Source organism: Pseudomonas sp. P106(2024), assembly GCF_057480815.1.
Genome location: NZ_JBLIYU010000012.1, coordinates 57,006 through 80,979 on the forward strand (window position 1 = coordinate 57,006; position 23,974 = coordinate 80,979).

At 64.3% G+C, this 23,974-nt stretch carries 19 protein-coding genes; 8 read left to right on the plus strand and 11 right to left on the minus strand.

Going from position 1 to position 23,974, the window contains the following annotated elements:
- Window positions 1–138: 138 nt before the first annotated feature.
- The 8 genes from AC25M7_RS18710 to grpE form a co-directional block, all read right to left on the minus strand.
- Window positions 139–579: a hypothetical protein gene (locus tag AC25M7_RS18710; RefSeq protein ID WP_011532132.1), complete on the minus strand. Its 441-nt coding sequence runs from the start codon at window positions 577–579 to the stop codon at window positions 139–141.
- Entirely contained in the window at window positions 557–1,039 is a 483-nt protein-coding gene (greA, locus tag AC25M7_RS18715; protein WP_011532131.1) for a transcription elongation factor GreA, read from the minus strand. The genes AC25M7_RS18710 and greA overlap by 23 nt, the downstream gene beginning before the upstream one ends.
- Window positions 1,036–4,257: a carbamoyl-phosphate synthase large subunit gene (gene carB, locus AC25M7_RS18720; protein WP_028691262.1), complete on the minus strand. Its 3,222-nt coding sequence runs from the start codon at window positions 4,255–4,257 to the stop codon at window positions 1,036–1,038. Before carB ends, greA begins: the two co-directional genes overlap by 4 nt.
- Window positions 4,258–4,362: 105 nt before the next feature.
- Window positions 4,363–5,499, minus strand: coding sequence for a glutamine-hydrolyzing carbamoyl-phosphate synthase small subunit (gene carA / locus AC25M7_RS18725; protein ID WP_023629348.1), 1,137 nt, complete (start codon window positions 5,497–5,499; stop codon window positions 4,363–4,365).
- 226 nt (window positions 5,500–5,725) lie between these two features.
- Entirely contained in the window at window positions 5,726–6,532 is an 807-nt protein-coding gene (gene dapB, locus AC25M7_RS18730) for a 4-hydroxy-tetrahydrodipicolinate reductase (protein ID WP_486971354.1), read from the minus strand.
- Between the two features lie 13 nt (window positions 6,533–6,545).
- Window positions 6,546–7,670: a molecular chaperone DnaJ gene (gene dnaJ, locus AC25M7_RS18735; protein WP_028691264.1), complete on the minus strand. Its 1,125-nt coding sequence runs from the start codon at window positions 7,668–7,670 to the stop codon at window positions 6,546–6,548.
- A 211-nt stretch (window positions 7,671–7,881) separates the two neighbouring features.
- Entirely contained in the window at window positions 7,882–9,807 is a 1,926-nt protein-coding gene (gene dnaK, locus AC25M7_RS18740; RefSeq protein WP_028691265.1) for a molecular chaperone DnaK, read from the minus strand.
- Window positions 9,808–9,908: 101 nt separating this feature from the next.
- Window positions 9,909–10,463: a nucleotide exchange factor GrpE gene (grpE, locus tag AC25M7_RS18745; protein ID WP_028691266.1), complete on the minus strand. Its 555-nt coding sequence runs from the start codon at window positions 10,461–10,463 to the stop codon at window positions 9,909–9,911.
- Between the two features lie 182 nt (window positions 10,464–10,645).
- Here grpE and recN point away from each other — a divergent pair, with 182 nt between their 5' ends.
- On the plus strand, window positions 10,646–12,319 hold the full coding sequence (gene recN, locus AC25M7_RS18750; RefSeq protein WP_028691267.1) for a DNA repair protein RecN: 1,674 nt from the start codon (window positions 10,646–10,648) through the stop codon (window positions 12,317–12,319).
- A 95-nt stretch (window positions 12,320–12,414) separates the two neighbouring features.
- Here the strand turns inward: recN and fur are convergent, their stop codons facing one another.
- Window positions 12,415–12,819: a ferric iron uptake transcriptional regulator gene (fur, locus tag AC25M7_RS18755; RefSeq protein WP_028691268.1), complete on the minus strand. Its 405-nt coding sequence runs from the start codon at window positions 12,817–12,819 to the stop codon at window positions 12,415–12,417.
- Between the two features lie 97 nt (window positions 12,820–12,916).
- Between fur and AC25M7_RS18760 the strand changes: the two genes are divergently transcribed.
- Window positions 12,917–13,435 (plus strand): outer membrane protein assembly factor BamE, encoded by a 519-nt coding sequence (locus AC25M7_RS18760; RefSeq protein WP_028691269.1) that lies wholly within the window; start codon window positions 12,917–12,919, stop codon window positions 13,433–13,435.
- Window positions 13,436–13,520: 85 nt separating this feature from the next.
- Here AC25M7_RS18760 and AC25M7_RS18765 read toward each other — a convergent pair whose 3' ends face one another.
- On the minus strand, window positions 13,521–13,955 hold the full coding sequence (locus tag AC25M7_RS18765; protein WP_028691270.1) for a type II toxin-antitoxin system RatA family toxin: 435 nt from the start codon (window positions 13,953–13,955) through the stop codon (window positions 13,521–13,523).
- A 161-nt stretch (window positions 13,956–14,116) separates the two neighbouring features.
- Here AC25M7_RS18765 and smpB point away from each other — a divergent pair, with 161 nt between their 5' ends.
- Window positions 14,117–14,599 carry an SsrA-binding protein SmpB gene (gene smpB / locus AC25M7_RS18770; RefSeq protein ID WP_011532120.1) on the plus strand — a complete coding sequence of 161 codons (483 nt, stop codon included), beginning with the start codon at window positions 14,117–14,119 and terminating at the stop codon, window positions 14,597–14,599.
- Window positions 14,600–14,712: 113 nt separating this feature from the next.
- On the opposite strand, the gene AC25M7_RS18775 is transcribed toward smpB, so the two are convergent.
- Window positions 14,713–15,480 (minus strand): FCD domain-containing protein, encoded by a 768-nt coding sequence (locus AC25M7_RS18775; protein ID WP_028691271.1) that lies wholly within the window; start codon window positions 15,478–15,480, stop codon window positions 14,713–14,715.
- Between the two features lie 260 nt (window positions 15,481–15,740).
- Between AC25M7_RS18775 and AC25M7_RS18780 the strand changes: the two genes are divergently transcribed.
- From AC25M7_RS18780 to AC25M7_RS18800, 5 genes are all read left to right on the plus strand, one after another.
- On the plus strand, window positions 15,741–17,411 hold the full coding sequence (locus tag AC25M7_RS18780; RefSeq protein WP_028691272.1) for a lactate permease LctP family transporter: 1,671 nt from the start codon (window positions 15,741–15,743) through the stop codon (window positions 17,409–17,411).
- Window positions 17,412–17,474: 63 nt separating this feature from the next.
- Complete coding sequence (gene lldD / locus AC25M7_RS18785; protein WP_028691273.1) at window positions 17,475–18,620, plus strand: FMN-dependent L-lactate dehydrogenase LldD; 1,146 nt, start codon at window positions 17,475–17,477, stop codon at window positions 18,618–18,620.
- 71 nt (window positions 18,621–18,691) lie between these two features.
- Window positions 18,692–21,502 carry an FAD-binding and (Fe-S)-binding domain-containing protein gene (locus AC25M7_RS18790; protein WP_236179479.1) on the plus strand — a complete coding sequence of 937 codons (2,811 nt, stop codon included), beginning with the start codon at window positions 18,692–18,694 and terminating at the stop codon, window positions 21,500–21,502.
- 170 nt (window positions 21,503–21,672) lie between these two features.
- Complete coding sequence (gene prmA, locus AC25M7_RS18795; protein ID WP_088851432.1) at window positions 21,673–22,551, plus strand: 50S ribosomal protein L11 methyltransferase; 879 nt, start codon at window positions 21,673–21,675, stop codon at window positions 22,549–22,551.
- Between the two features lie 43 nt (window positions 22,552–22,594).
- Entirely contained in the window at window positions 22,595–23,923 is a 1,329-nt protein-coding gene (locus tag AC25M7_RS18800; RefSeq protein WP_486971355.1) for a DUF3426 domain-containing protein, read from the plus strand.
- Window positions 23,924–23,974 lie beyond the last annotated feature (51 nt).

Genomic DNA, 23,974 nt, shown 5'->3' on the forward strand with positions numbered 1-23,974 from the left:
GGGCTGCTGCGCAGCCCTTTCGCGACACAAGGCCGCTCCCACAGGGGGCCGCACCGACCTCCGGCGCAGCGCAATCCCTGCGGGAGCGGCCTTGCATCGCGAAAGGGCCGCAAAGCGGCCCCGGCGATATTGAGTCGCTTACCGCCGCGCCCTGACCGGGACCGGCTGGGCCACCAGCACGATGCCGGAGAAGCCCAGCACCAGGAAGCAGAACATCTGCCAACGCTCGCCCACGGAGATCCCGTAGCGCAGCGTGTAGTAGCTGACGCAGGCGCCGAAGCCGAGCAGCAGCATCTGGCCGCGGAACTGCCGCCACCAGGCCGCCAGGCCATCCACCCTCGCCAGCACTGCCAACTGGGTCAACAACCCGAGCATGGCCACGCCAATCAACCAGCGGTCGATCTGCGCAGCCACGTCGTGCACCAGCAAAGGCGCCAGGCCACTGACCTTGAGCGCCGGCACCAGCCCCACGTGGAACACCCACAGGCCGCCGACCCAGAACACCTGGGCCAGCTGCCAGAGGATCCCCTCGAGGGATGGCGCCCGCAGGCGCCGGTCAGATGTGCTTGACTTCGACAATCTCGTACTCGACCGTGCCACTTGGCGTCTTGACGACGACAGTATCACCTTCTTCCTTGCCGATGATGGCGCGGGCGATCGGCGCACCGCTGGAGAGCTTGCCCTGCTTCACGTCGGCTTCGTCTTCGCCGACGATCTGGTAGGTCACCTCTTCATCGGTCTCGGTGTTCGCCAGCACCACGGTGGTGCCGAAAATCACCTTGCCGGTGTGGGCGATGGTGGTGACGTCGATCACCACCGAGTTCTGCAGACGGCCTTCGATATCGCGGATACGCGCCTCGACCATGCCCTGCTCCTCACGGGCGGCGTGGTATTCGGCGTTTTCCTTGAGATCGCCCAGCTCGCGAGCCTCGCCGATCGCCTGGCTCAGGCGTGGGCGCTCGGTCTTGCTCAGGAACAGATGCTCTTCCTCCAGGGCGCGAGCGCCCTGGACGGTCATCGGGTATTTGGTAATGCTCATGCTTTGAGTCCTGCATGCAGATCCTGCAGGCGACGAACGGTCTTTTCCGGACCGAATTTCAGCGCCTCGCAGATGGCTTCACCGGCCGCAATGGTGGTGGTGCAGTAGATCTTGTGCTGCAACGCATTGCGACGAATCGAGTAGGAGTCAGCGATCGACTGGCGACCTTCGGTGGTGTTGATGATCAGCGACACTTCGTCGTTCTTGATCATGTCGACCACGTGCGGACGCCCCTCGGTCACCTTGTTCACGCGACGCACTTTCAGGCCGGCCGCTTCGATTACCTTGGCGGTGCCGGCAGTGGCGACCACTTCGAAGCCCAGGGCGATCAGGTCGCGGGCAACGCCAGCCACTTGCGGCTTGTCGTCGTCACGCACACTGATGAACGCGGTACCACCGGTCGGCAGCACTTCGCTGGCGCCCATCTGGGCCTTGGCGAAGGCTTCGCCGAAGCTGTCGCCGACGCCCATGACTTCACCGGTCGATTTCATCTCAGGGCCGAGGATCGGGTCAACCCCCGGGAACTTGGCGAACGGGAAGACGGCTTCCTTGACGCTGTAGAAGTTCGGGATGATTTCCTGGGTGAAGCCCAGCTCTTTCAGGGTCTTGCCGGCCATGACGCGGGCCGCGATCATCGCCAGGGAAGTGCCGATGCACTTGGAGACGAATGGCACGGTACGCGAGGCGCGTGGGTTGACCTCGATCACGTAGATCTTGTCGCCCTGCAGGGCCAGCTGCACGTTCATCAGGCCGACCACGCCCAGCTCCAGGGCCATTTTCTTGACCTGGACGCGGACTTCGTCCTGTACTTCCTTGCTCAGCGAGTAAGGCGGCAGCGAGCACGCCGAGTCGCCGGAGTGAACGCCGGCCTGCTCGATGTGTTGCATGATCGCGCCGATCACCACGTCGGTGCCGTCGCAGACCGCGTCCACGTCCATCTCGATGGCGCAGTTGAGGAAGTGGTCGAGCAGCACCGGGCTGTCGTTGGAGACCTGCACCGCTTCACGCAGGTAGCGCTTGAGCTCGTCCAGTTCGTAGACGATCTCCATGGCGCGGCCGCCCAGCACGTAGGACGGGCGAACCACCAGCGGGTAACCGATCTTGCCAGCGGCAGCGATGGCTTCGTCTTCGCTGCGAACGGTGGCGTTTGGCGGCTGCAGCAGGTTCAGGCGCTGAACCATCTGCTGGAAGCGCTCGCGGTCTTCGGCGCGGTCGATGGCGTCCGGGCTGGTACCGATGATCGGTACGCCGGCTTCTTCCAGGGCACGCGCCAGTTTCAGCGGGGTCTGGCCGCCGTAGTGGACGATCACGCCCTTCGGCTTCTCGACGCGGCAGACTTCCAGCACGTCTTCCAGGGTCAGCGGCTCGAAGTACAGGCGGTCGGAGGTGTCGTAGTCGGTGGAGACGGTCTCAGGGTTGCAGTTGACCATGATGGTCTCGTAACCGTCTTCACGCAGGGCCAGCGCGGCGTGCACACAGCAGTAGTCGAACTCGATGCCCTGGCCGATACGGTTCGGGCCGCCACCCAGGATCATGATCTTGTCACGGGTCGACGGGTTGGCCTCGCACTCTTCCTCGTAGGTCGAGTACAGGTAGGCGGTATCGGTGGCGAACTCGGCGGCGCAGGTGTCGACGCGCTTGTACACCGGGAACACTTCCAGCTTGTGGCGGTGACGGCGCAGGTTCTTGTCGGTGATGCCGAGCAGCTTGGCCAGGCGCTGGTCCGAGAAGCCCTTGCGCTTGAGGCGCAGCATGTAGTCCTTGTCGATCGACGACAGGGCCAGGGTCTTGACCTTTTCTTCTTCCTTGATCAGGTCTTCCATCTGTACCAGGAACCACAGGTCGATGCCGGTCAGGGCAAAGATTTCCTCGATGGTCATGCCCGAACGCATCGCGTCGGCGACGTACCAGATACGCTCGGCGCCCGGCACGGTCAGCTCGCGCTTGAGGATGCTGGCCGCTTCCGGGCTGGCCAGGTCGACTTTCGGGTCGAGGCCGCAGGCACCGACTTCCAGGCCGCGCAGGGCTTTCTGCAGGGATTCCTGGAAGGTGCGGCCGATGGCCATGACTTCACCCACGGATTTCATCTGGGTGGTCAGGCGGGCGTCGGCTTTCGGGAATTTTTCGAAGGCGAAGCGTGGCAGCTTGGTGACGACGTAGTCGATCGACGGCTCGAAGGACGCCGGGGTGCGGCCACCGGTGATGTCGTTCTGCAGCTCGTCGAGGGTGTAGCCGATGGCCAGCTTGGCGGCGATCTTGGCGATCGGGAAGCCGGTGGCCTTGGAAGCCAGGGCCGAGGAACGGGAAACCCGCGGGTTCATCTCGATCACGACCATGCGGCCAGTGTTCGGGCAGATACCGAACTGCACGTTGGAGCCGCCGGTCTCGACACCGATTTCACGCAGCACCGCCAGCGAGGCGTTGCGCATGATCTGGTATTCCTTGTCGGTCAGGGTCTGTGCCGGAGCAACGGTGATCGAGTCACCGGTGTGCACGCCCATCGGGTCGAAGTTCTCGATCGAGCAGACGATGATGCAGTTGTCCTTCTTGTCGCGGACCACCTCCATCTCGTATTCCTTCCAGCCGATCAGCGATTCGTCGATCAGCAGCTCCTTGGTCGGCGACAGGTCCAGACCACGGGTGCAGATTTCTTCGAACTCTTCACGGTTGTAGGCGATACCACCGCCCGTGCCGCCCATGGTGAACGATGGGCGGATGATGCATGGGAAGCCGAGCTTCTCGAGGACCGCGTTGGCCTCTTCCATGCTGTGGGCGATACCGGAGCGCGGGCACTCCAGGCCGATGTCCTTCATCGCCTTGTCGAAGCGCGAACGGTCTTCAGCCTTGTCGATGGTGTCGGCGTTGGCGCCGATCATCTCTACGCCGAACTTCTCCAGGACGCCATGGCGCTCCAGGTCCAGGGCGCAGTTCAGCGCGGTCTGGCCACCCATGGTCGGCAGGACGGCGTCAGGGCGCTCTTTCTCGATGATCTTGGCCACCGACTGCCACTTGATCGGCTCGATGTAGGTGGCGTCGGCCATGGCCGGGTCGGTCATGATGGTGGCCGGGTTGGAGTTCACCAGGATGACACGGAAACCTTCCTCGCGCAGGGCCTTGCAGGCCTGGGCGCCGGAGTAGTCGAATTCGCAGGCCTGGCCGATCACGATCGGGCCAGCGCCGAGAATCAGGATGCTTTTGATGTCTGTACGTTTTGGCATGGTTATCACTCAAATCCGGGGTCAGTCGGCAAGCCGCTTTGAACAATCTGGGTCAGGCACTGCCGGGCGCGGCGCGAGCCGGCCCGGGGCCTTGAAGCAGGATGCTCAGCGGCGCTTGGCCATGGCATCGGTGAAACGATCGAACAGTGGCGCGACGTCGGTCGGGCCTGGGCTCGCTTCAGGGTGACCCTGGAAGCTGAACGCGCTCTTGTCGGTGCGCTCGATACCCTGCAGGGTACCGTCGAACAGCGACTTGTGAATGGCGCGTACGTTAGCCGGCAAGGTGGCTTCATCGACGGCAAAGCCGTGGTTCTGGCTGGTGATCATGACCACGCCGGTGTCCAGATCCTGGACCGGGTGGTTGGCACCGTGGTGGCCATGACCCATCTTCACGGTCTTGGCGCCGGAGGCCAAGGCCAGCAGTTGGTGGCCGAGGCAGATGCCGAAGACCGGAATCTCGGTCTCGAGGATTTCCTTGATCGCCTGGATGGCGTAGTCGCATGGCTCCGGATCACCAGGGCCGTTGGACAGGAACACACCATCGGGGTTGAGCGCGAGCACTTCGCTGGCCGGGGTCTGGGCAGGCACCACGGTCACGCGGCAACCACGCGCGACCAGCATGCGCAGGATGTTCAACTTGACGCCGTAGTCGAAGGCAACTACGTGGTACGGCAGGTCGGCAGCGTCGATGGTCGGGTGGCTGTCGGTCTTCAGTTCCCAGACGCTGGAACGCCACTCGTAGCGCTCCTTGGTGGAAACGACCTTGGCCAGGTCCATGCCCTTCAGGCCCGGGAAGGCACGGGCAGCGGCGATGGCCTGCTCTTCGGTGATGTTGTCACCGGCGAGGATGCAACCATTCTGGGCGCCTTTTTCACGCAGGATACGGGTCAGGCGACGGGTATCGATACCGGCGATGGCGACAACATTGTTGGCCTTGAGGTACTCAGGCAGCGACTGGGTATTGCGCCAGTTGCTGGCCAACAGCGGCAGGTCGCGGATGACCAGGCCGGCGGACCAGACGCGGTTGGATTCGGCGTCTTCCGGGGTGGTGCCGGTATTGCCGATGTGCGGGTAGGTCAGGGTGACGATTTGCTGCGAGTAGGAAGGGTCTGTAAGGATTTCCTGGTAGCCGGTCATAGCGGTGTTGAATACCACCTCGCCAACGGTCTGACCGTCGGCACCAATGGCTTCACCGCGAAAAATACTGCCGTCGGCAAGGGCGAGTATGGCTGGCTTTGTCAAGAAGACCTCCCGTAAATCAAGCATGAAAGGGCGATCGCAGGTTGCAAAAAAGCGGAGTGACGTATGGACACGTCACCCCGCTTTTAAGTGCTGAATTCAATTCGCTGCGCGCTTTTAGTGGACACACTAAAGCTGTAGCTTACAGAAAAGTGCGTTTTGGGTCTACCGTAGATGTGTCTCTAAACCACACTAATGCGACAAGGGGCTGCCAGGCAGCCCCGCGACATCAACGCAGCTCAAGCACGTCCTGCATGTCGTACAGGCCAGGCTCACGCCCTTCCAGCCACAGCGCAGCGCGTACGGCGCCCTTGGCGAACGTCATGCGGCTGGAGGCCTTGTGGGTGATCTCCAGGCGCTCGCCTTCGGCGGCGAACAGCACGGTGTGGTCACCGACCACATCACCGGCACGTACAGTAGCGAAACCGATGGTCTTGCGATCACGGGCGCCAGTCTGGCCCTCACGGCCATAAACGGCCACTTCCTGCAAGTCGCGCCCCAACGCATTGGCAACCACTTCACCCATGCGCAGAGCGGTCCCCGACGGCGCGTCGACCTTGTGCCGGTGATGAGCTTCGATGATCTCGATATCCACATCATCGCCCAGCACCCGGGCCGCCATGTCCAGCAGCTTGAGGCTGAGGTTCACGCCCACGCTGAAGTTCGCGGCGAAGACGATCGGAATCTCCTTGCCCGCCTCCGCCAGCAACCCTTTCTCTTCCGGCGTGAAACCGGTGGTGCCGATGACCATGGCCTTGCCCACCTTGCGGCAGAACGCCAGGTTCTTCAGGGTCACCGAAGGATGCGTGAAATCGATCAGCACATCGAACTCGTCGGCGACCTTGGCCAGGTCATCGCAGATCAGCACGCCGATACGCCCCAGGGCCGCCAGCTCACCGGCATCGGCCCCGACCAGCGAGCTGTCCGGGCGATCGATCGCCGCTGTCAGCCCGGCCTGGGGCGCCTGCTGCTGCACAGCCTCGACGAGGGTCTTGCCCATCCGCCCCGCCGCGCCCATTACCGCAATACGTCGCATAGCCTGTTCCTTCTCAGAGATCGCCGAAGAAGCGCTTCACACCCTCGAACCAGCCGCTGGCCTTGGGCGAATGGGAGCTGTCGCCTTCCAGCGAATCGCGCAGCTCTTCGAGCAGCTCGCGCTGGCGACGACTGAGGTTGACCGGCGTTTCCACCGCCACCCGGCACAGCAGGTCGCCTGCCGCGCCACCGCGCACCGGCGCCACGCCCTTGCCGCGCAAGCGGAACTGCTTGCCGGTCTGGGTGCCTTCGGGGATCTTCAGCTTCACGCGACCATCGAGGGTCGGCACTTCCAGCTCGCCACCCAGGGCGGCATCGGTATAGCTGATCGGCACTTCGCAGTAGAGGTGCTTGCCGTCGCGCTGGAAGATCGGGTGCTCGCGCACATTGACGACCACATACAGGTCACCGGTAGGACCACCATGGGCGCCCGCCTCGCCTTCGCCGGACAGGCGAATGCGATCACCGGTATCGACACCGGCCGGAACCTTGACCGACAGCGTCTTGTACTCCTCTACACGACCTTCGCCGTGGCACGAACCGCAAGGGTCGGTGATGATCTTGCCCTGGCCATGGCAACGCGGACAGGTCTGCTGCACGGCGAAGAAGCCCTGCTGCATGCGCACCTGGCCGATACCGCCGCAGGTCGGGCAGGTCGACGGTGTCGAGCCCTTCTTGGCGCCGGAGCCGTCGCACGGCTTGCAGTTGACCAGCGTGGGCACACGAATGTTGACCGTGGTGCCGCGCACCGCCTCTTCGAGGTTGAGCTCGAGGGTGTAGCGCAGGTCGCTGCCGCGCTGGGCACCACCACGACCGCCTCCGCGGCCGCCGCCGAAGAAGTCGCTGAAGACATCGCCAAAGATGTCGGAGAAGTTGGCACCACCGAAACCGGCACCGCCGCCACCCATGCTCGGGTCAACACCGGCGTGGCCATACTGATCGTATGCCGCGCGCTTGCTGGCATCGGACAGCACCTCGTAGGCCTCGTTGGCCTCCTTGAACAGGTCTTCCGACTCCTTGTCGCCCGGGTTGCGATCCGGGTGGTACTTCATCGCCAGACGGCGGTAGGCCTTCTTGAGATCACCTTCACTGGCGCCACGCTCGACACCCAGGACCTCATAAAAATCACGCTTTGCCATAGGTCATTTGCACTCTTGGGGGCGTTCGGCATACCTCGGCGCATCGTGCGCCATGCCACCAGCACCTGCCGTCATGGACGAATGCGCCGCGACAGATGCCGTAAATAATTCTCGTGTTCCAGACACGCCAACGCGGGAGCAAGCTCCCGCGCGGCGACATCCTACCAGTTCACCAGCAAACGACGGTGAACCGGCCGACAACATGCAGGAATTACTGCTTGTTGTTGTCTTTCACTTCTTCGAACTCGGCATCAACCACGTCGTCGTGCTTGGCTTCCGGCTCGGCCTGCTGGGCGCCGCCCTGTGGCTGCTCGGCCTGCTGCTCGGCGTACATCTTCTGGGCAACAGGCGCCGAGACCTTGGACAGCTCCTCGACCTTGGCGTCGATGGCGGCCTTGTCGTCGCCTTTGACGGCGGCTTCCAGGGCGACCACGGCGGCCTCGATGGCGGTCTTCTCTTCAGCGGTGACCTTGTCACCGGCTTCAGCGACCATCTTGCGGGTCGAGTGAACCAGCGCGTCACCCTGGTTACGGGCGGCGGCCAGTTCTTCGAACTTGCGATCTTCCTCGGCGTTGGCCTCGGCGTCACGCACCATTTTCTCGATTTCTTCGTCGGACAGGCCGGAGTTGGCCTTGATCACGATCGACTGCGCCTTGCCGGTGGCCTTGTCCTTCGCGCCGACGTGCAGGATGCCGTTGGCGTCGATGTCGAAGGTCACTTCGATCTGCGGCACGCCGCGCGGAGCTGGCGGGATGTCGGCCAGGTCGAACTTGCCCAGCGACTTGTTCTGCGAAGCTTGCTTGCGCTCACCCTGCAGCACGTGGATGGTCACGGCGCCCTGGTTGTCATCGGCGGTCGAGAACACCTGCGACTTCTTGGTCGGGATGGTGGTGTTCTTCTCGATCAGCGCGGTCATCACGCCGCCCATGGTTTCGATACCCAGGGTCAGCGGGCTGACGTCCAGCAGCAGCACGTCCTTGACGTCACCAGCCAGAACAGCACCCTGGATGGCGGCACCCATGGCAACGGCTTCGTCTGGGTTGACGTCCTTGCGCGCTTCTTTACCGAAGAAGTCGGCAACGGCTTTCTGCACCATCGGCATACGGGTCTGGCCACCGACCAGGATCACGTCGTCGATCTTGCTGGCGTCGATGCCGGCGTCCTTCAGGGCGATGCGGCATGGCTCGATGGTACGGTTGACCAGGTCTTCGACCAGCGACTCCAGCTTGGAGCGGGAAATCTTCACATTCAAGTGTTTCGGCCCGGTCGCATCTGCGGTGATGTACGGCAGGTTGACATCGGTCTGCTGGCTCGAGGACAGCTCGATCTTGGCCTTTTCAGCGGCTTCTTTCAGGCGCTGCAGGGCCAGGGGATCGTTCTTCAGATCCATGCCGGACTCTTTCTTGAACTCGTCGACGAGGTAGTCGATCAGGCGCATGTCGAAGTCTTCGCCACCCAGGAAGGTGTCGCCGTTGGTGGCCAGTACTTCGAACTGGTGCTCACCGTCGACTTCGGCGATTTCGATGACCGAAACGTCGAAGGTACCACCACCGAGGTCATAAACGATGACGGTGTGGTCGCCCTTGGCCTTGTCCATGCCGTACGCCAGCGCAGCGGCGGTCGGTTCGTTGATGATGCGTTTTACGTCCAGACCGGCGATGCGACCGGCATCCTTGGTGGCCTGACGCTGGCTGTCGTTGAAGTAGGCCGGCACGGTGATGACCGCTTCGGTGACCGGCTCGCCGAGGTAATCTTCGGCAGTCTTCTTCATCTTCTTCAGGACTTCGGCGCTGATCTGCGGCGGAGCCATTTCCTTGCCGGAGGCCTCGACCCAAGCGTCACCGTTGCTGGCCTTGACGATCTTGTAAGGCACCAGCTTGATGTCTTTCTGCACGACATCTTCTTCGAAACGGCGGCCGATCAGGCGCTTCACAGCGAACAGGGTGTTGTGCGGGTTGGTGACCGCCTGGCGCTTGGCCGACTGACCGACCAGGATTTCGCCGTCGTTTGCGTAGGCGATGATCGAAGGCGTGGTACGCGCGCCTTCAGCGTTCTCGATGACCTTGGCGGTGCCGTTTTCCAGCACGGAGACGCAGGAGTTGGTGGTCCCCAGGTCGATACCGATGATTTTACCCATGTTGATTCTCCCGAAACTTGAATTTGATAGCAGCGACTGCCTTGGCCCACTGCACTAATACTTGAAGGCTTGACACCTAGATGGGGGTGCCCGGAAAGATTTCAAGCCTTTTCATTGATCGAAGGCTGCGCAGCGCTCGGCGCCTTGCTGACCACCACCATGGCGGGGCGCAGCAGGCGGCCGTTGAGCAGGTAGCCTTTCTGGAACACGTTCAGCACGCTGTTCGGCTCGACCTCGGCGCTTTCCTGCATGGCCATCGCCTGGTGGTGCTCGGCGTTGAATGGCTGGCCGTGCGGATCGATGGCCTCGAGGTTGTAGCGCTTGAGGGTGTCCTGGAACATCTTCAGGGTCAGCTCGATGCCTTCGCGCATCGGCTTGATGGTCTCGTCGTCGGCATTGGACAGTTCCAGGCCACGCTCCAGGCTGTCGATGATCGGCAGCAGGTCGCCGGCGAACTTCTCCAGGGCGAACTTGTGGGCCTTCTCGACATCCTGCTCGGCACGGCGGCGGATGTTCTGCAGGTCGGCGGCGGCGCGCAGGGACTGGTCCTTGGCGGCGGCCAGCTGCTCCTCGAGCTCCAGGACACGGGCATCGGCATTCGCGGCGCCTGCTTCTTCGGAATTCAGGTTCTTCTCATCCAGCTGTTCGTCAGCCATTGGGTTTCTCCTCCACGATTTCTGTCGTGCGAGCCAGGCTCGCCATGTCTTGCCGGCTATATGGGGTCGGAAAAACCAGGTTCAAGGGGGAAGGTGCTTTTCCACATTCGTCGACCGGCTATTGGCAGACTCGCGAAAAGCACTGTATAAATATCCAGACACGACCTTCCGGGAGCCGCCCCATGCTGGTGCACCTGTCCATTCACAACTACGCCATCGTCGAACACCTCGACCTCGAAATCGCCCGCGGCATGTCCGTGATCACCGGCGAGACCGGGGCTGGCAAGTCGATCATGCTCGACGCCCTCGGCCTGGCCCTGGGCGACCGCGCCGACAGCGGCGTGGTGCGCCCGGGCACCGACAAGGCAGACATCCTCGCCACCTTCGACCTGATCGACATCCCCGAGGCCCACGCCTGGCTCGCCGAGCGCGACCTGGAAAGCGACGGGCCGTGCATCCTGCGCCGGGTGATTACCGCCGAGGGCCGCAGCCGAGGCTACATCAACGGCACCCCCTGCCCACTGGGCGACCTCAAGGCCCTGGGCGAACTGCTGATCGACATTCACAGCCAGCATGAACACCAGTCACTGCTCAAGACCGACACCCACCGCCGACTGGTTGACGAATACGCCGGCGCCAGCGACCTGGCCCGCCAGGTCCAACTGGCCGCCAAGCGCTGGAACCAGACACGCCAGGAGCTGGAGCGCCTGAGCAATTCCGGAGACGAGCAACGGGCGCGCCATCAACTGCTCAGCTACCAACTGGAAGAACTGGACAACCTCGGCCTTGGCGAGAACGAGCTGGAACAGCTGGAACAGGAACACAAGAACCTGACCAACGCCGAGGCGCTGTTCGGCATCTGCCGCCAGGTCATCGAGCAGTGCAGCGAAAGCGACTCGGGCAACGTGCTGAGCGCCCTGACTGTCAGCCTCAACCGGCTCACCGCAGTCGTCAACGGCCCAAAGGCGCTGGACGAGGCGGTCAACCTGATCGCCAGCGCGCAGATCCAGGTAGAGGAGGCCGTTGGCGAACTCAACCGCTTCCTCGACAACTTCGACGCCGACCCGATGCGCCTTCAGGCCTTGGAAGAGCGCCTGGACACCATCTATACCCTCGCCCGCAAACACCGTGTACACCCTACCGAGCTACCGCACCTGCAACAACGCCTGATGGAGGAGCTCGAGGGACTTAACGCCAGCGACGAGTCGGTTGAGCGCCTGGGCGAGGAGCTGGCCGCCTACGCCCAGCACTATAAAGAGAAAGCCAGCGAGCTGAGCGCGCTGCGCCAGCAGGCCGCCAAGCAACTGGCCACCGCCGTCGAGCAGGAAATCCAGCGCCTGGGCATGCCCGGCGGGCGCTTCTGCATCGAACTTACGCCCTTCGACAACGGCGACCTTTCGCCCCATGGCCTGGAGCAGATCGAACTGCTGGTCAGCGCCAACCCCGGCCAGCCACTTAAGGGCCTGGCCAAGGTCGCCTCGGGCGGTGAGCTGTCGCGTATCAGCCTGGCGATCCAGGTGATCACCGCGCAGACCTCGCGCATTCCGACCCTGGTGTTCGACGAAGTGGACGTGGGGATCGGCGGCCCGACGGCAGAGATCGTCGGCCAACTGCTTCGCCGCCTAGGCGAGCGCGGCCAGGTCCTGACCGTGACCCACCTGCCCCAGGTGGCAGCGCAGGGCCATCACCACCTGTTCGTGCACAAGGTGCGCAACAGCGACACCACGCACACCGCCGTGGCCAGCCTGGGCAAGCGCGAGCGGGTCGAGGAAGTGGCGCGGATGCTGGGTGGGATCGACCTGACCAAGGAGTCGCTGGCCCATGCGCGCAAGATGGTAGTGAGCAGCAAGGCCTGAGCCTTCGCGCTCCAGAAATCGCGCAAGACTTGAGACACCACAAAGCACAAAGGCGACCCGAAGGTCGCCTTTGTCATCAATAACGATCTAAATCGTTACTTCTTTTTACGCACATACAGAACCAGATTGTGGTCCACCAGCTCGAAGCCATGCTCGGCAACGATCTCTTTCTGGCGCTTCTCGATTTCGGCATCGAAGAATTCAATGACTTCACCGCTGTCCACGTTGACCATGTGATCGTGGTGCTTGCCATCCGCCAGCTCGAACACCGCGTGGCCGCCATCAAAGTTGTGGCGCTCCACCAGGCCCGCCGCTTCGAATTGGGTCAGTACGCGGTACACGGTCGCCAGACCGACATCCTCGCCAGCTTCCATCAGCGCCTTGTAGACATCCTCGGCACTCATGTGACGCTGCTCGGCGGAGTCGAGCATCTGAAGAATCTTGACTCGAGGCAGGGTAACCTTGAGGCCCGCTTTGCGCAATTCGCTATTTTCAACCATGGTCAGCTTTCTCGCCGATGCTGCTTCGCAGCTTCTCTTAATACGGGTATGATCGGGGTTTACGTTGTCCAGCCAAGATAGTGGAAGTCGCCCACCGATGCAAAACACCAAGCTCTTGCTAACCAGCCTCACCCTAGTGGGACTGCTCGCACTCGCCGGTTGCTCGTTTCCCGGGGTTTACAAAATCGACATCCAGCAGGGCAATGTCGTCACGCAGGACATGATAGACCAATTGCGTCCGGGAATGACCCGCCGGCAAGTAAGGTTTATCATGGGCAACCCGCTGCTGCAGGACACTTTCCACACCAACCGCTGGGACTACCTGTACAGCCTGCAGCCCGGCGGCGGCCAGCGCCAGCAAGAGCGCATGAGCATCTTCTTCAACGAGAGCGACCAACTGGTCAGCCTCTCCGGCGACTTCATGCCGGGCGTCAGCCGCGACCAGGAAATCCTCGGCGGCAGCGGCGACACCACGGTCAGCCCGGTCAAGCAGCCCAGCCAATCCGAAAAGCCGGCCAAGCCAGGCTCGCTGGAAGACACACTGCAAAAAGAAATCGACAACATCGAGACCACCCCGGTCCCGACGCCAGCACCGCTGGAAACCTCGCCGCAGTAAATGCGCCGACACTAAAAAGCCCGGATCCAGTCCGGGCTTTTAATTGCGCTGTCGAAAAGCCTGCGGATCAGACCACGAGCCCTAATCAGCCATTGATCTGCTTGGCACGCTGGCAAAACGCATCGACCATGGTATTGGCCGCCTGATTGAACAATGGCCCCAGTGTCGCCCGCACCAGGGCGCCGGCATAATCGAACGACAGGTCGAGGCTGATCTTGCAGGCCTTCTCGCCCAGCGGCTTGAACACCCACAAACCGTGCAGCTGGGTGAACGGCCCATCTTCCAGGTTCATTTCGATCGACTGGCCCGGCACCAGCACATTGCGCGTGGTGAACTGCTGGCTCATACCGCCCTTGGCCACTTCCAGCCTGGCCCGCATGTGCGTGTCGCTGGCCTCGAGCACGGTGGAAGCCGAGCACCAGGGCAGGAACTCCGGGTAGCTGGCCACATCATTGACCAGGTCGTAGAGCGCCTGGGCAGGGAACGGCAGCAGGGCGGAGCGTTGAATATGGGTAGTCATCCAGGCGTCACTTCCAATCTGGGCGGCGGCGCGTCGCAGCGCCTCGAATACGGTTCTGTGTGGCAGAACGAGGCCTGTATTGTCCGGGATTCACACAACTGGCTCAAGCGCACCTAAACCCCATAGCCGAGGACGCGGACTCTCCCTATAATGCCGCCCCTATGGCTAAGCAAAAGAAACATCCGACCGGGACCATCGCGCAGAACAAGAAGGCGCGACACGATTACTTCATCGAACACAAGTTCGAGGCCGGGCTGGTCCTGTCCGGCTGGGAAGTAAAGAGCCTGCGGGCCGGCAAGGCGCACCTGACCGACAGCTACGTGCTGCTCAAGGATGGCGAAGCCTGGCTGTTCGGCAGCCACATCACCCCGCTGACAACCGCCAGCACCCACGTCATCGCCGACCCGATCCGCACCCGCAAGCTGCTGCTGAACAAGCGCGAGCTGGAGCGCCTGGAAGCGGCCGTGGCGCAGAAGGGCTACACCTGCGTGGCGATGTCGCTGTACTGGAGCAAGCACCTGATCAAGTGCGAAATCGCGCTCGGCAAGGGCAAGAAGGAGTTCGACAAGCGCGACACCGTGCGCGAACGCGACTCCAACCGCGAGCTGCAACGCACGATGCGCAACAAGGGCAAGGAAGAATAATTCCTGCCCTGCTCGGTCACTGTAGGGGCGGCCTCGTGTCGCGATAGGACTGCGAAGCAGCCCCGACGATCTTGAGTGGTGGCCGCTCCCACAAGAACCGCGTACGCCGCCTCTCAGCGCCCGCTGCGCCGCTCCGCCCGGGCCACCCGCTGGGCCTCCTGCTGCGCCTCCTGCAGCACCTCCTGCACATACAGGATGTGCCGGCTCGACACCTCCCGCGCATCGTCCGCCCGCCCCTCGACAATCGCCAGGTACAACTCGCGATGCTGACTGATCAGCATGTCGCGGGTCTCCGTGCGCTGCTGGTACATGCCGCCGATGTTGGTCACCACGTTGCGCTTGAGCAGGTCGAACAAGCCGCGGATGGTATGCAGCAGCACAGCGTTGTGACTGGCTTCGGCAATGGCCAGGTGGAAACGCGCATCGGCCGCGCCCTCCTCCACCCGGTCCACCTCGCCGACACGGCTGTAGCAATCCTGCAGCGCATCGAACGCCGTCTTCAAACGCTCGCGATCAGGCTCGGTAGCACGCTGGGCCGCGTAGTAGGCGCATGACGCCTCCAAGGTATGACGGAACTCCAGCAAGTCGCGCTGAGCCTCCGGATTGCGCTCCAACAGCTGCAACAGCGGGTCGCTGAAGGTGGAACCCAGGGCTTCGGCCACATAGTTGCCGCCACCCTGACGGCTGACCAGCAGCCCCTTTGCGACCAGCTTCTGGATGGCCTCGCGCAGTGACGGACGAGACACGCCGAACTGCTCGGCCAGGACGCGCTCGGCGGGAAGGCGCTGCCCCGAAGTCAGCGTGCCCTCGAGAATCATCCCTTCCAACCGGTCGACGATGTCGTCGGACAGGCGCCGCTGACGGACCTGATCAAAAACCATTGCTTGCTCTCCACGAACCCCGGGGATGCGAATCCGGGGGCGCCTATTCTGCGCCTATCCGGCCGGCGCCGACACCCATCAGGCGGCGATTTTCCCTGCCGCTCAGATGCCCGCTCATCGGCATCCGACCAAAGTTTTCCACAGGACAAATTGACACACCCTGCGCGGCGCTCTTAACCTAGCGCCCAGCCATTGTAAATTGGTATTACCAATTATCCAATGCCAGAGCCTTGACCAACAACAATTAGGGGCCACCCCATATGCAAACCTGGCAACAACTCTATACTCCGCTTGGTAGCCTAGGCCTGTCCGCGCTGGCGGCGGTCATCCCCATCGTATTCTTCTTCCTCGCCCTTGCCGTGTTCCGCCTCAAGGGCCACGTCGCCGGCAGCATCACCCTCGCGCTGTCGATCCTGGTGGCGATCTTCGCCTTCCAGATGCCTGTCGACATGGCCCTGGCCGCCGCGGGTTATGGCTTCCTCTACGGCCTGTGGCCGATTGCCTGGATCATCGTCGCTGCGGTATTCCTCTACAAGCTCACGGTCAAGAGCGGCCAGTTCGAGGTGATTCGCAGCTCGGTGCTGTCGATCACCGACGACCAGCGTCTGCAAGTGCTGCTGATCGGCTTCTGCTTCGGTGCCTTCCTCGAAGGCGCGGCCGGCTTCGGCGCCCCGGTGGCCATCACCGCCGCGCTGCTGGTGGGCCTGGGCTTCAACCCGCTGTACGCCGCCGGCCTGTGCCTGATCGCCAACACCGCGCCAGTGGCCTTCGGCGCCCTGGGCATCCCGATCATCGTCGCCGGGCAAGTGACCGGTATCGACGCCTTCCACATCGGCGCCATGACTGGCCGCCAGCTGCCGCTGCTGTCGCTGTTCGTGCCGTTCTGGCTGGTGTTCATGATGGACGGCGTGCGCGGCGTGAAAGAGACCTGGCCCGCCGCCCTGGTGGCCGGCCTGAGCTTCGCCGTCACCCAGTACTTCACCTCCAACTTCATCGGCCCGGAGCTGCCGGACATCACCTCTGCCCTGGCCAGCCTGATCGCCCTGACCCTGTTCCTCAAGGTCTGGCAGCCCAAGCGCTCGTTCGCCGAAGCCAAGGGCAGCGTCGGCGCCGCCGTCGTGCAATCGGGTGGCAGCCAGCCTTCGCCGTACAGCTTCGGCGAGATCTTCAAGGCCTGGTCGCCGTTCCTGATCCTGACCGTGCTGGTCACGATCTGGACCCTGAAGCCGTTCAAGGCGGCCTTCGCCCCGGGCGGCGCGATGTACAACTTCGTGTTCAACTTCGCCATCCCGCACCTCGACCAGTTGGTGATCAAGACCGCGCCGATCGTCACCGCGCCGACCGCCATGCCGGCGGTGTTCAAGCTCGACCCGATCTCCGCCACCGGCACCGCGATCTTCCTCTCGGCGCTGATCTCGATGTGGGTATTGAAGATCAACTTCAAAACTGGTCTGACCACTTTCAAGGAGACCTTCTGGGAACTGCGCTGGCCAATCCTGTCGATCGGCATGGTGCTGGCCTTCGCCTTCGTCACCAACTACTCGGGCATGTCTTCGACCATGGCTCTGGTGCTGGCCGGCACGGGCGCCGCGTTCCCGTTCTTCTCGCCGTTCCTGGGCTGGCTGGGCGTGTTCCTGACCGGTTCCGACACCTCGTCCAACGCCCTGTTCAGCTCGTTGCAGGCCACCACCGCGCACCAGATCGGGGTCAACGACACCCTGCTGGTGGCGGCCAACACCAGCGGCGGCGTGACCGGCAAGATGATCTCGCCGCAGTCGATCGCCGTGGCCTGCGCCGCCACCGGCCTGGTCGGCAAGGAATCCGACCTGTTCCGCTTCACCGTCAAGCACAGCCTGTTCTTCGCCACCATCGTCGGCCTGATCACCCTGATCCAGGCCTATTGGCTGACCGGCATGCTGGTTCATCACTAAAGTGAAAGGGCCCGGGCGCCGACCAGCGCCCGGCACCTCCTTCAACCCACGCTGCGAGAATCCATGATCATTTCCGCCTCCACCGACTATCGCGCCGCGGCCCAACGCAAGCTGCCCCCCTTCCTCTTCCACTACGCCGACGGCGGCGCCTACGCCGAGCACACACTGCGCCACAACGTCTCGGACCTGGCCAGCATCGCCCTGCGTCAGCGCGTGCTGAAGAACATGTCGGACCTGAGCCTGGAGACCCGGCTGTTCGACGAAACCCTGAGCATGCCTGTGGCCCTGGCCCCGGTCGGCCTCACCGGCATGTACGCCCGCCGTGGCGAAGTGCAGGCGGCGCGCGCGGCGGCGGCCCACGGCATCCCATTCACCATGTCCACGGTATCGGTGTGCCCGATCGAAGAGGTGGCCCCGGCCATCGACCGGCCGATGTGGTTCCAGCTGTATGTACTGAAAGACCGTGGCTTCATGCGCAACGCCCTGGAGCGCGCCAAGGCGGCCGGCGTGAAGACCCTGGTGTTCACCGTCGACATGCCCGTGCCCGGCGCCCGCTACCGAGATGCCCACTCCGGCATGAGCGGCCCGAACGCGCCGCTGCGCCGCATGTGGCAGGCCATGACTCACCCGCAGTGGGCGCTGGATGTCGGCCTGCTCGGCCGCCCCCATGACCTGGGCAACATCTCGAAATACCGGGGCAACCCCACGGGCCTGGCCGACTACATCGGCTGGCTGGGCAACAATTTCGACCCGTCCATCTCCTGGAAAGACCTGGAGTGGATCCGCGAATTCTGGGACGGCCCGATGATCATCAAAGGCATACTCGACGCCGATGACGCCCGCGACGCGGTCAAGTTCGGCGCCGACGGCATCGTCGTCTCCAACCACGGTGGCCGCCAGCTCGACGGCGTGCTGTCCAGCGCCCGCGCCCTGCCGGCGATCGCCGACGCGGTGAAGGGCGACATCAAGATCCTCGCCGACTCCGGAATCCGCAACGGCCTGGACGTAGTGCGCATGGTCGCCCTGGGCGCCGATACCGTGCTGATCGGCCGCGCCTTCCTTTATGCCCTGGCCACCCATGGCGAAGCGGGCGTAAAGAACCTGCTGGCGCTGTTCGAGAAAGAAATGCGCGTGGCCATGGTGCTGACTGGCGCCAAGTCCATCGGCGAGATCACCCGCGACTCGCTGGTCCGCGAACTGGGCGCCTGAGCGCGCCCGCCAACGCCTGATTACCCGGGGCACGCCGCGCACAAGACGCCGCGGCCCCGCGAGGAGACTGCATGAGCCTGCCCGCCGCGTTCCTGCGTGATGCCGAGCGCCTGATCCCTGCCGAACGCCGCTTCGACGACCCGACCTCGACCTTGGCGTTCGGTACCGACGCCAGTTTCTATCGACTGATTCCCAAGCTGGTGGTGCGCGTGGAATCCGAGGACGAAGTGGTCGCCCTGCTCCAGTTGGCCCAGCGTGACCGGGTACCCGTGACGTTCCGCGCCGCCGGCACCAGCCTGTCGGGCCAGGCCATCAGCGACTCGGTGCTGATCGTGCTCGGCGACAACTGGAACGGCCGGGAGATTCGCGGCCAGGGCACGCAGATCCGTCTGCAGCCCGGGGTAATCGGTGCCCAGGCCAACGCCTGGCTCGCACCCTTCGGGCGCAAGATCGGCCCGGACCCGGCCTCGATCAACGCCTGCAAGATCGGCGGCATCGTCGCCAACAACGCCAGCGGCATGTGCTGCGGCACCGCGCAGAACACCTACCACACCCTTGCCGGCCTGCGCCTGGTGCTGGCCGACGGCACCCGCCTGGACAGCGAGGACCCGGCCAGTGTTGCCGCGTTCGAGCAAAGCCACGCCGGCCTGCTGGATGAACTCGCGCGCCTTGGTCGCGAGACCCGCGCCAACACCGAGCTGGCCGATCGCATCCGCCACAAGTACCGATTGAAGAACACCACGGGCCTGTCGCTCAACGCGCTGGTGGACTACGACCAGCCGCTCGACATCCTGCAGCATCTGCTGGTGGGCTCCGAAGGCACCCTCGGTTTCATCAGCGCCGTCACCTACGACACCGTGCCCGACCATCCGCACAAGGCCAGCGCGCTGCTGGTGTTTCCGAGCGTCGAAAGCTGCTGCCGAGCGGTGACCCTGCTCAAGCCGCAACCGGTGTCCGCCGTGGAGCTGCTCGACCGCCGCAGCCTGCGTTCGGTGCAAGAGATGCCTGGCATGCCGGCATGGGTGAGAGGCCTTTCCGACAACGCCTGCGCCCTGCTGATCGAGTCCCGCGCCGCCAGCCAGAGCCTGCTGCACGAGCAGCTCGACCAGGTGATGGCAGCCATCGCCGAGTTCCCGCTGGAGCAGAAGGTCGCCTTCAGCGAAGACCCGGCGGTGTACAACCAGCTGTGGAAGATTCGCAAAGACACCTTCCCCGCCGTCGGTGCCGTGCGCCAGACCGGCACCACGGTGATCATCGAGGACGTTACCTTCCCCATCGAGCAACTGGCCGAAGGCGTCAACCGCCTGATCCAGCTGTTCGACAAGCACCGGTACGACGAGGCGATCATTTTCGGTCACGCCCTGGAAGGCAACCTGCACTTCGTCTTCACCCAGGGTTTCAACAATGCCGAAGAAGTGGCGCGCTACCAGGCGTTCATGGACGATGTGGCGCAATTGGTGGCGGTGGAGTTCGGCGGCTCACTCAAGGCCGAGCACGGCACCGGGCGCAACATGGCGCCGTTCGTCGAGCTGGAATGGGGCAACGACGCCTACCAGCTGATGTGGCAGCTCAAGCGCCTGCTCGACCCGAACGGCATCCTCAACCCCGATGTGGTGCTGAGTCAGGATCCTGACATCCACCTGAAGAACCTCAAGCCGCTGCCGGCCGCCGACGAGATCGTCGACAAATGCATCGAGTGCGGGTTCTGCGAGCCGGTGTGCCCATCGAAAGGGCTGACCTTGAGCCCACGCCAGCGCATCGTCATGTGGCGCGACATCCAGGCGAGGAAGCGCGCCGGCGTCGACACCCGCGAACTGCTGCGCACCTATCAGTACCAAGGTATCGACACCTGCGCCGCCACGGGCCTGTGCGCCCAGCGTTGCCCGGTGGGCATCAATACCGGCGAGCTGGTGAAGAAGCTGCGCGGCCAGGCCGCTGAGCACGGCAAGGCCGCCGACTGGCTGGCCGAGCATTTCCACACCACCCTGCGCGGCGCCCGCTTCACCCTGGCCGCCGCCAATGGCGCGCGCAAGCTGCTCGGCGCTCCACGCATGAGCCGCCTCAGCGCCAGCCTGAGCAGGGCCAGCAAGGGCCGCCTGCCGCAGTGGACGCCCGCCATGCCGCAGCCGCTGCGCGCCATCGACTTCCCCGCGCCGAGCCACGATGCCCGACCACGGGTCGTCTACCTGGCCGCCTGCGTGTCGCGAGTGATGGGCCCGGCCTACGCCGACCGCGAACAGAGCTCGCTGCTGGACAAGACCTGCGCCCTGCTGGAAAAGGCCGGCTACCAGGTGGTATTCCCGGACAACGCCGACAGCCTGTGCTGCGGCCAGCCGTTCGCCTCCAAGGGCTATCCCGAGCAGGCCGAGCACAAGCGCCAGCAGTTGATCAACGCCCTGCTGCACGCCAGCCGCGGCGGCCTCGACCCGATCTACTGCGACACCAGTCCCTGCACCCTGCGCCTGGTGCAGGACCTGGGCGAGTCGCGGCTGGACCTGTACGACCCGGTGCGCTTCATCCGCACCCACCTGGTCGACAGGCTGGAGTTCACCCCCCAGGACGAGCCGGTGGCGGTGCACGTGACCTGCAGCACCCAGCACCTGGGTGAAAGCCAGGCGCTGATCGACCTGGCGCGCCGCTGCAGCCGGCAGGTGGTGATCCCCGAGGGCATCCATTGCTGCGGCTTCGCCGGCGACAAGGGCTTCACCACCCCGGAGCTCAACGCCCACTCCCTGCGCACACTCAAGGACGCCGTGCAGTATTGCAGCGAAGGGATCTCCACCAGCCGCACCTGCGAAATCGGCCTGTCGAGCCACAGCGGCATCGACTATCACGGCCTGGTGTACCTGGTCGACCGGGTTACCCGCGCGCGAAGCCTCTGAACCGCAGGGCTGCCCCGCGCTCTCCCGTGGGAGCGGGCTAGCCCGGCGATGGCACCGGTTAATTGCGGCCCCACAACTGCGTCCTGCACAAAGCCCCCGCACTCAAGTAAACTGGCGGCCTTTTCGCGCAGCCTCGGGCTGCCCCTGTCGATTTACCAAAGGTGCCCGCCATGCCCTGGCTGCAAGTACGCCTGGCCATCAGCCCGGAACAAGCCGAAACCTACGAAGATGCCCTGCTCGAAGTAGGCGCCGTCTCGGTGACTTTCATGGACGCCGAAGACCAACCGATCTTCGAACCGGACCTCAACACCACCCCGCTGTGGTCGCACACGCACCTGCTGGCGCTGTTCGAGGCCGATGCCGAGCCCGAGCAGGTGTTCGCCCACCTGCACCTGCTGACCGGCGCCGAGCTGCCCGAGCACCACGCCGAGGTGATCGAGGACCAGGACTGGGAACGCAGCTGGATGGACAACTTCCAGCCCATGCGCTTCGGCCAGCGCCTGTGGATCGTGCCGAGCTGGCACGAAGCACCTGAAAAGGACGCCGTCAACCTGCTGCTCGACCCGGGCCTGGCGTTCGGCACCGGCACCCACCCAACCACCGCGCTGTGCCTGGAATGGCTTGACGGCCAGCAACTGGAAGGCACGCAGGTGCTGGACTTCGGCTGCGGCTCGGGCATCCTCGCCATCGCCGCGCTGCTGCTGGGCGCCCGCGAGGCGGTCGGCACCGACATCGACGTGCAGGCGCTGGAAGCCTCCCGCGACAATGCCCAGCGCAACGGTATCGCCGACGCGCGGTTCGCCCTGCACCTGCCCGAGCAGATGCCGGCCATGCAGGCCGACGTGCTGGTGGCCAATATCCTGGCCGGCCCGCTGGTCTCGCTGGCGCCGCAACTGTCCGGCCTGGTGCGGCCCGGAGGCCTGCTGGCGCTGTCGGGCATCCTTGCCGAACAAGGCGAGGAAGTGGCCGCCGCCTATACGGCCGACTTCGACCTGGACCCGATCGTCGTGCGCGACGGCTGGGTACGTATCAGTGGTCGCCGCCGCTAAGCGCGCCTAGACTCATTTCCTGCACAGCTCCCCGGACAGCCGCATGACCGACAGTTTCGTCACCCAGTGCCCGCATTGCCAGACCAGCTTTCGCGTCACCCATCACCAGTTGAGCGTGGCCCGCGGCGTGGTGCGTTGCGGCCATTGCCTGCAGGTGTTCAACGCGGCGAAACAGCTGCTGGAGCAGAACCGCGCCGCCACCGCCGAAGGCCGCGCCGAGGCACCGCCCGCCATGGCCGAGCCGGTCGCACCGGTGGCCACGGCAGCCGAGCCGGCGGCCGAAACCCCGGCACCGGGCGACGACAACTGGAGCGTCACGGCCGAGGAACTGGACGCCCTCGACCTCGACCAGGAACTGGCGCGCCTTGAACGACGCAGCCCGGGTGACCGGCGCGGCGCGGCGCAGAGCGTGCTGCAAGCCCGTCGCGATGAGCAAGTCGGCGATGGACATGGCGATGAACTGTTCGGCACGGCCACCGATGACGACCTGACGCCCGCACAGGTGCGCGAGGAAGCGCCGGTACTGGTCGAACAGGAACCGCTGGACCTGGAAGCCGCGGCCGACGAACGCACCGAACCGACGCTCGGCAACGCCGATCTCGACCTGGACGACGAACCGCCGGTGCGCCACCAGCCACCGGCCGACGACCTCGACGAGCCACTGGAGCGGTTGTCCGTCAACGACGAGCCGGTTCCGCAAAAGGGGCTGTCGGCGCTGGACGACGAGGTCCGCAGCGAGCCGCTCTCGGCCCGCGACGAGGAGCCCGATGAACAGCACGGGCAGCGCCTGGAGCCGAGCCTGGCGATCAAGCCCGAGCGCACGCGCAAGGAGCCGCTGGTCAATGTGGTCGACGATCCGTTGCAGCTGGACTGGGAAAAGCCCGCGCCGAACTGGGGCAAGCGCCTGCTGTGGAGCTTCCTGACGCTGCTGGCCGCCGCCCTGCTGGCGTTCCAGTACGTCTGGTTCCACTTCGACGAGATGGCCCGCCAGGACCAGTACCGCCCCTGGTTCCAGCAACTGTGTCCGGCGCTCGGCTGCCAGGTGCCGACCCGCGTGGACATCTCGCGGATCAAGAGCAGCAATCTGGTGGTGCGCAGCCACCCGGACTTCAAGGGCGCGCTGATCGTCGACGCGATCATCTACAACCGTGCCCCCTTCGCCCAGCCCTTCCCCTTGCTGGAACTGCGCTTCGCCGACCTCAACGGCCAGCTGATCGCCAGCCGGCGCTTCAAGCCCAGCGAATACCTGTCGGGCGAACTGGCCGGCCGCGGCGAGATGCCCAGCCAAACGCCGATCCATATCGCCCTGGACATCCTCGACCCGGGGCCGAAGGCGGTGAACTACAGCCTGAGCTTCCGCTCGCCGGAATAAGCGACCGGCTGCAAGCCCCCCTACTGGCTTGCCAGCGTTGCGAACGGGCCG

Coding starts and splice junctions, on each gene's coding strand:
- grpE (WP_028691266.1), bottom strand. CDS start 10,463: ATGGCTGACGAACAGCTGGATGAGAAGAACCTGAATTCCGAAGAAGCA.
- AC25M7_RS18775 (WP_028691271.1), bottom strand. CDS start 15,480: ATGGTTTTTGATCAGGTCCGTCAGCGGCGCCTGTCCGACGACATCGTC.
- dapB (WP_486971354.1), bottom strand. CDS start 6,532: ATGCGACGTATTGCGGTAATGGGCGCGGCGGGGCGGATGGGCAAGACC.
- AC25M7_RS18800 (WP_486971355.1), top strand. CDS start 22,595: ATGACCGACAGTTTCGTCACCCAGTGCCCGCATTGCCAGACCAGCTTT.
- AC25M7_RS18765 (WP_028691270.1), bottom strand. CDS start 13,955: ATGACTACCCATATTCAACGCTCCGCCCTGCTGCCGTTCCCTGCCCAG.
- prmA (WP_088851432.1), top strand. CDS start 21,673: ATGCCCTGGCTGCAAGTACGCCTGGCCATCAGCCCGGAACAAGCCGAA.
- AC25M7_RS18760 (WP_028691269.1), top strand. CDS start 12,917: ATGCAAAACACCAAGCTCTTGCTAACCAGCCTCACCCTAGTGGGACTG.
- dnaJ (WP_028691264.1), bottom strand. CDS start 7,670: ATGGCAAAGCGTGATTTTTATGAGGTCCTGGGTGTCGAGCGTGGCGCC.
- AC25M7_RS18790 (WP_236179479.1), top strand. CDS start 18,692: ATGAGCCTGCCCGCCGCGTTCCTGCGTGATGCCGAGCGCCTGATCCCT.
- fur (WP_028691268.1), bottom strand. CDS start 12,819: ATGGTTGAAAATAGCGAATTGCGCAAAGCGGGCCTCAAGGTTACCCTG.
- carB (WP_028691262.1), bottom strand. CDS start 4,257: ATGCCAAAACGTACAGACATCAAAAGCATCCTGATTCTCGGCGCTGGC.
- recN (WP_028691267.1), top strand. CDS start 10,646: ATGCTGGTGCACCTGTCCATTCACAACTACGCCATCGTCGAACACCTC.
- dnaK (WP_028691265.1), bottom strand. CDS start 9,807: ATGGGTAAAATCATCGGTATCGACCTGGGGACCACCAACTCCTGCGTC.
- greA (WP_011532131.1), bottom strand. CDS start 1,039: ATGAGCATTACCAAATACCCGATGACCGTCCAGGGCGCTCGCGCCCTG.
- AC25M7_RS18780 (WP_028691272.1), top strand. CDS start 15,741: ATGCAAACCTGGCAACAACTCTATACTCCGCTTGGTAGCCTAGGCCTG.
- lldD (WP_028691273.1), top strand. CDS start 17,475: ATGATCATTTCCGCCTCCACCGACTATCGCGCCGCGGCCCAACGCAAG.
- smpB (WP_011532120.1), top strand. CDS start 14,117: ATGGCTAAGCAAAAGAAACATCCGACCGGGACCATCGCGCAGAACAAG.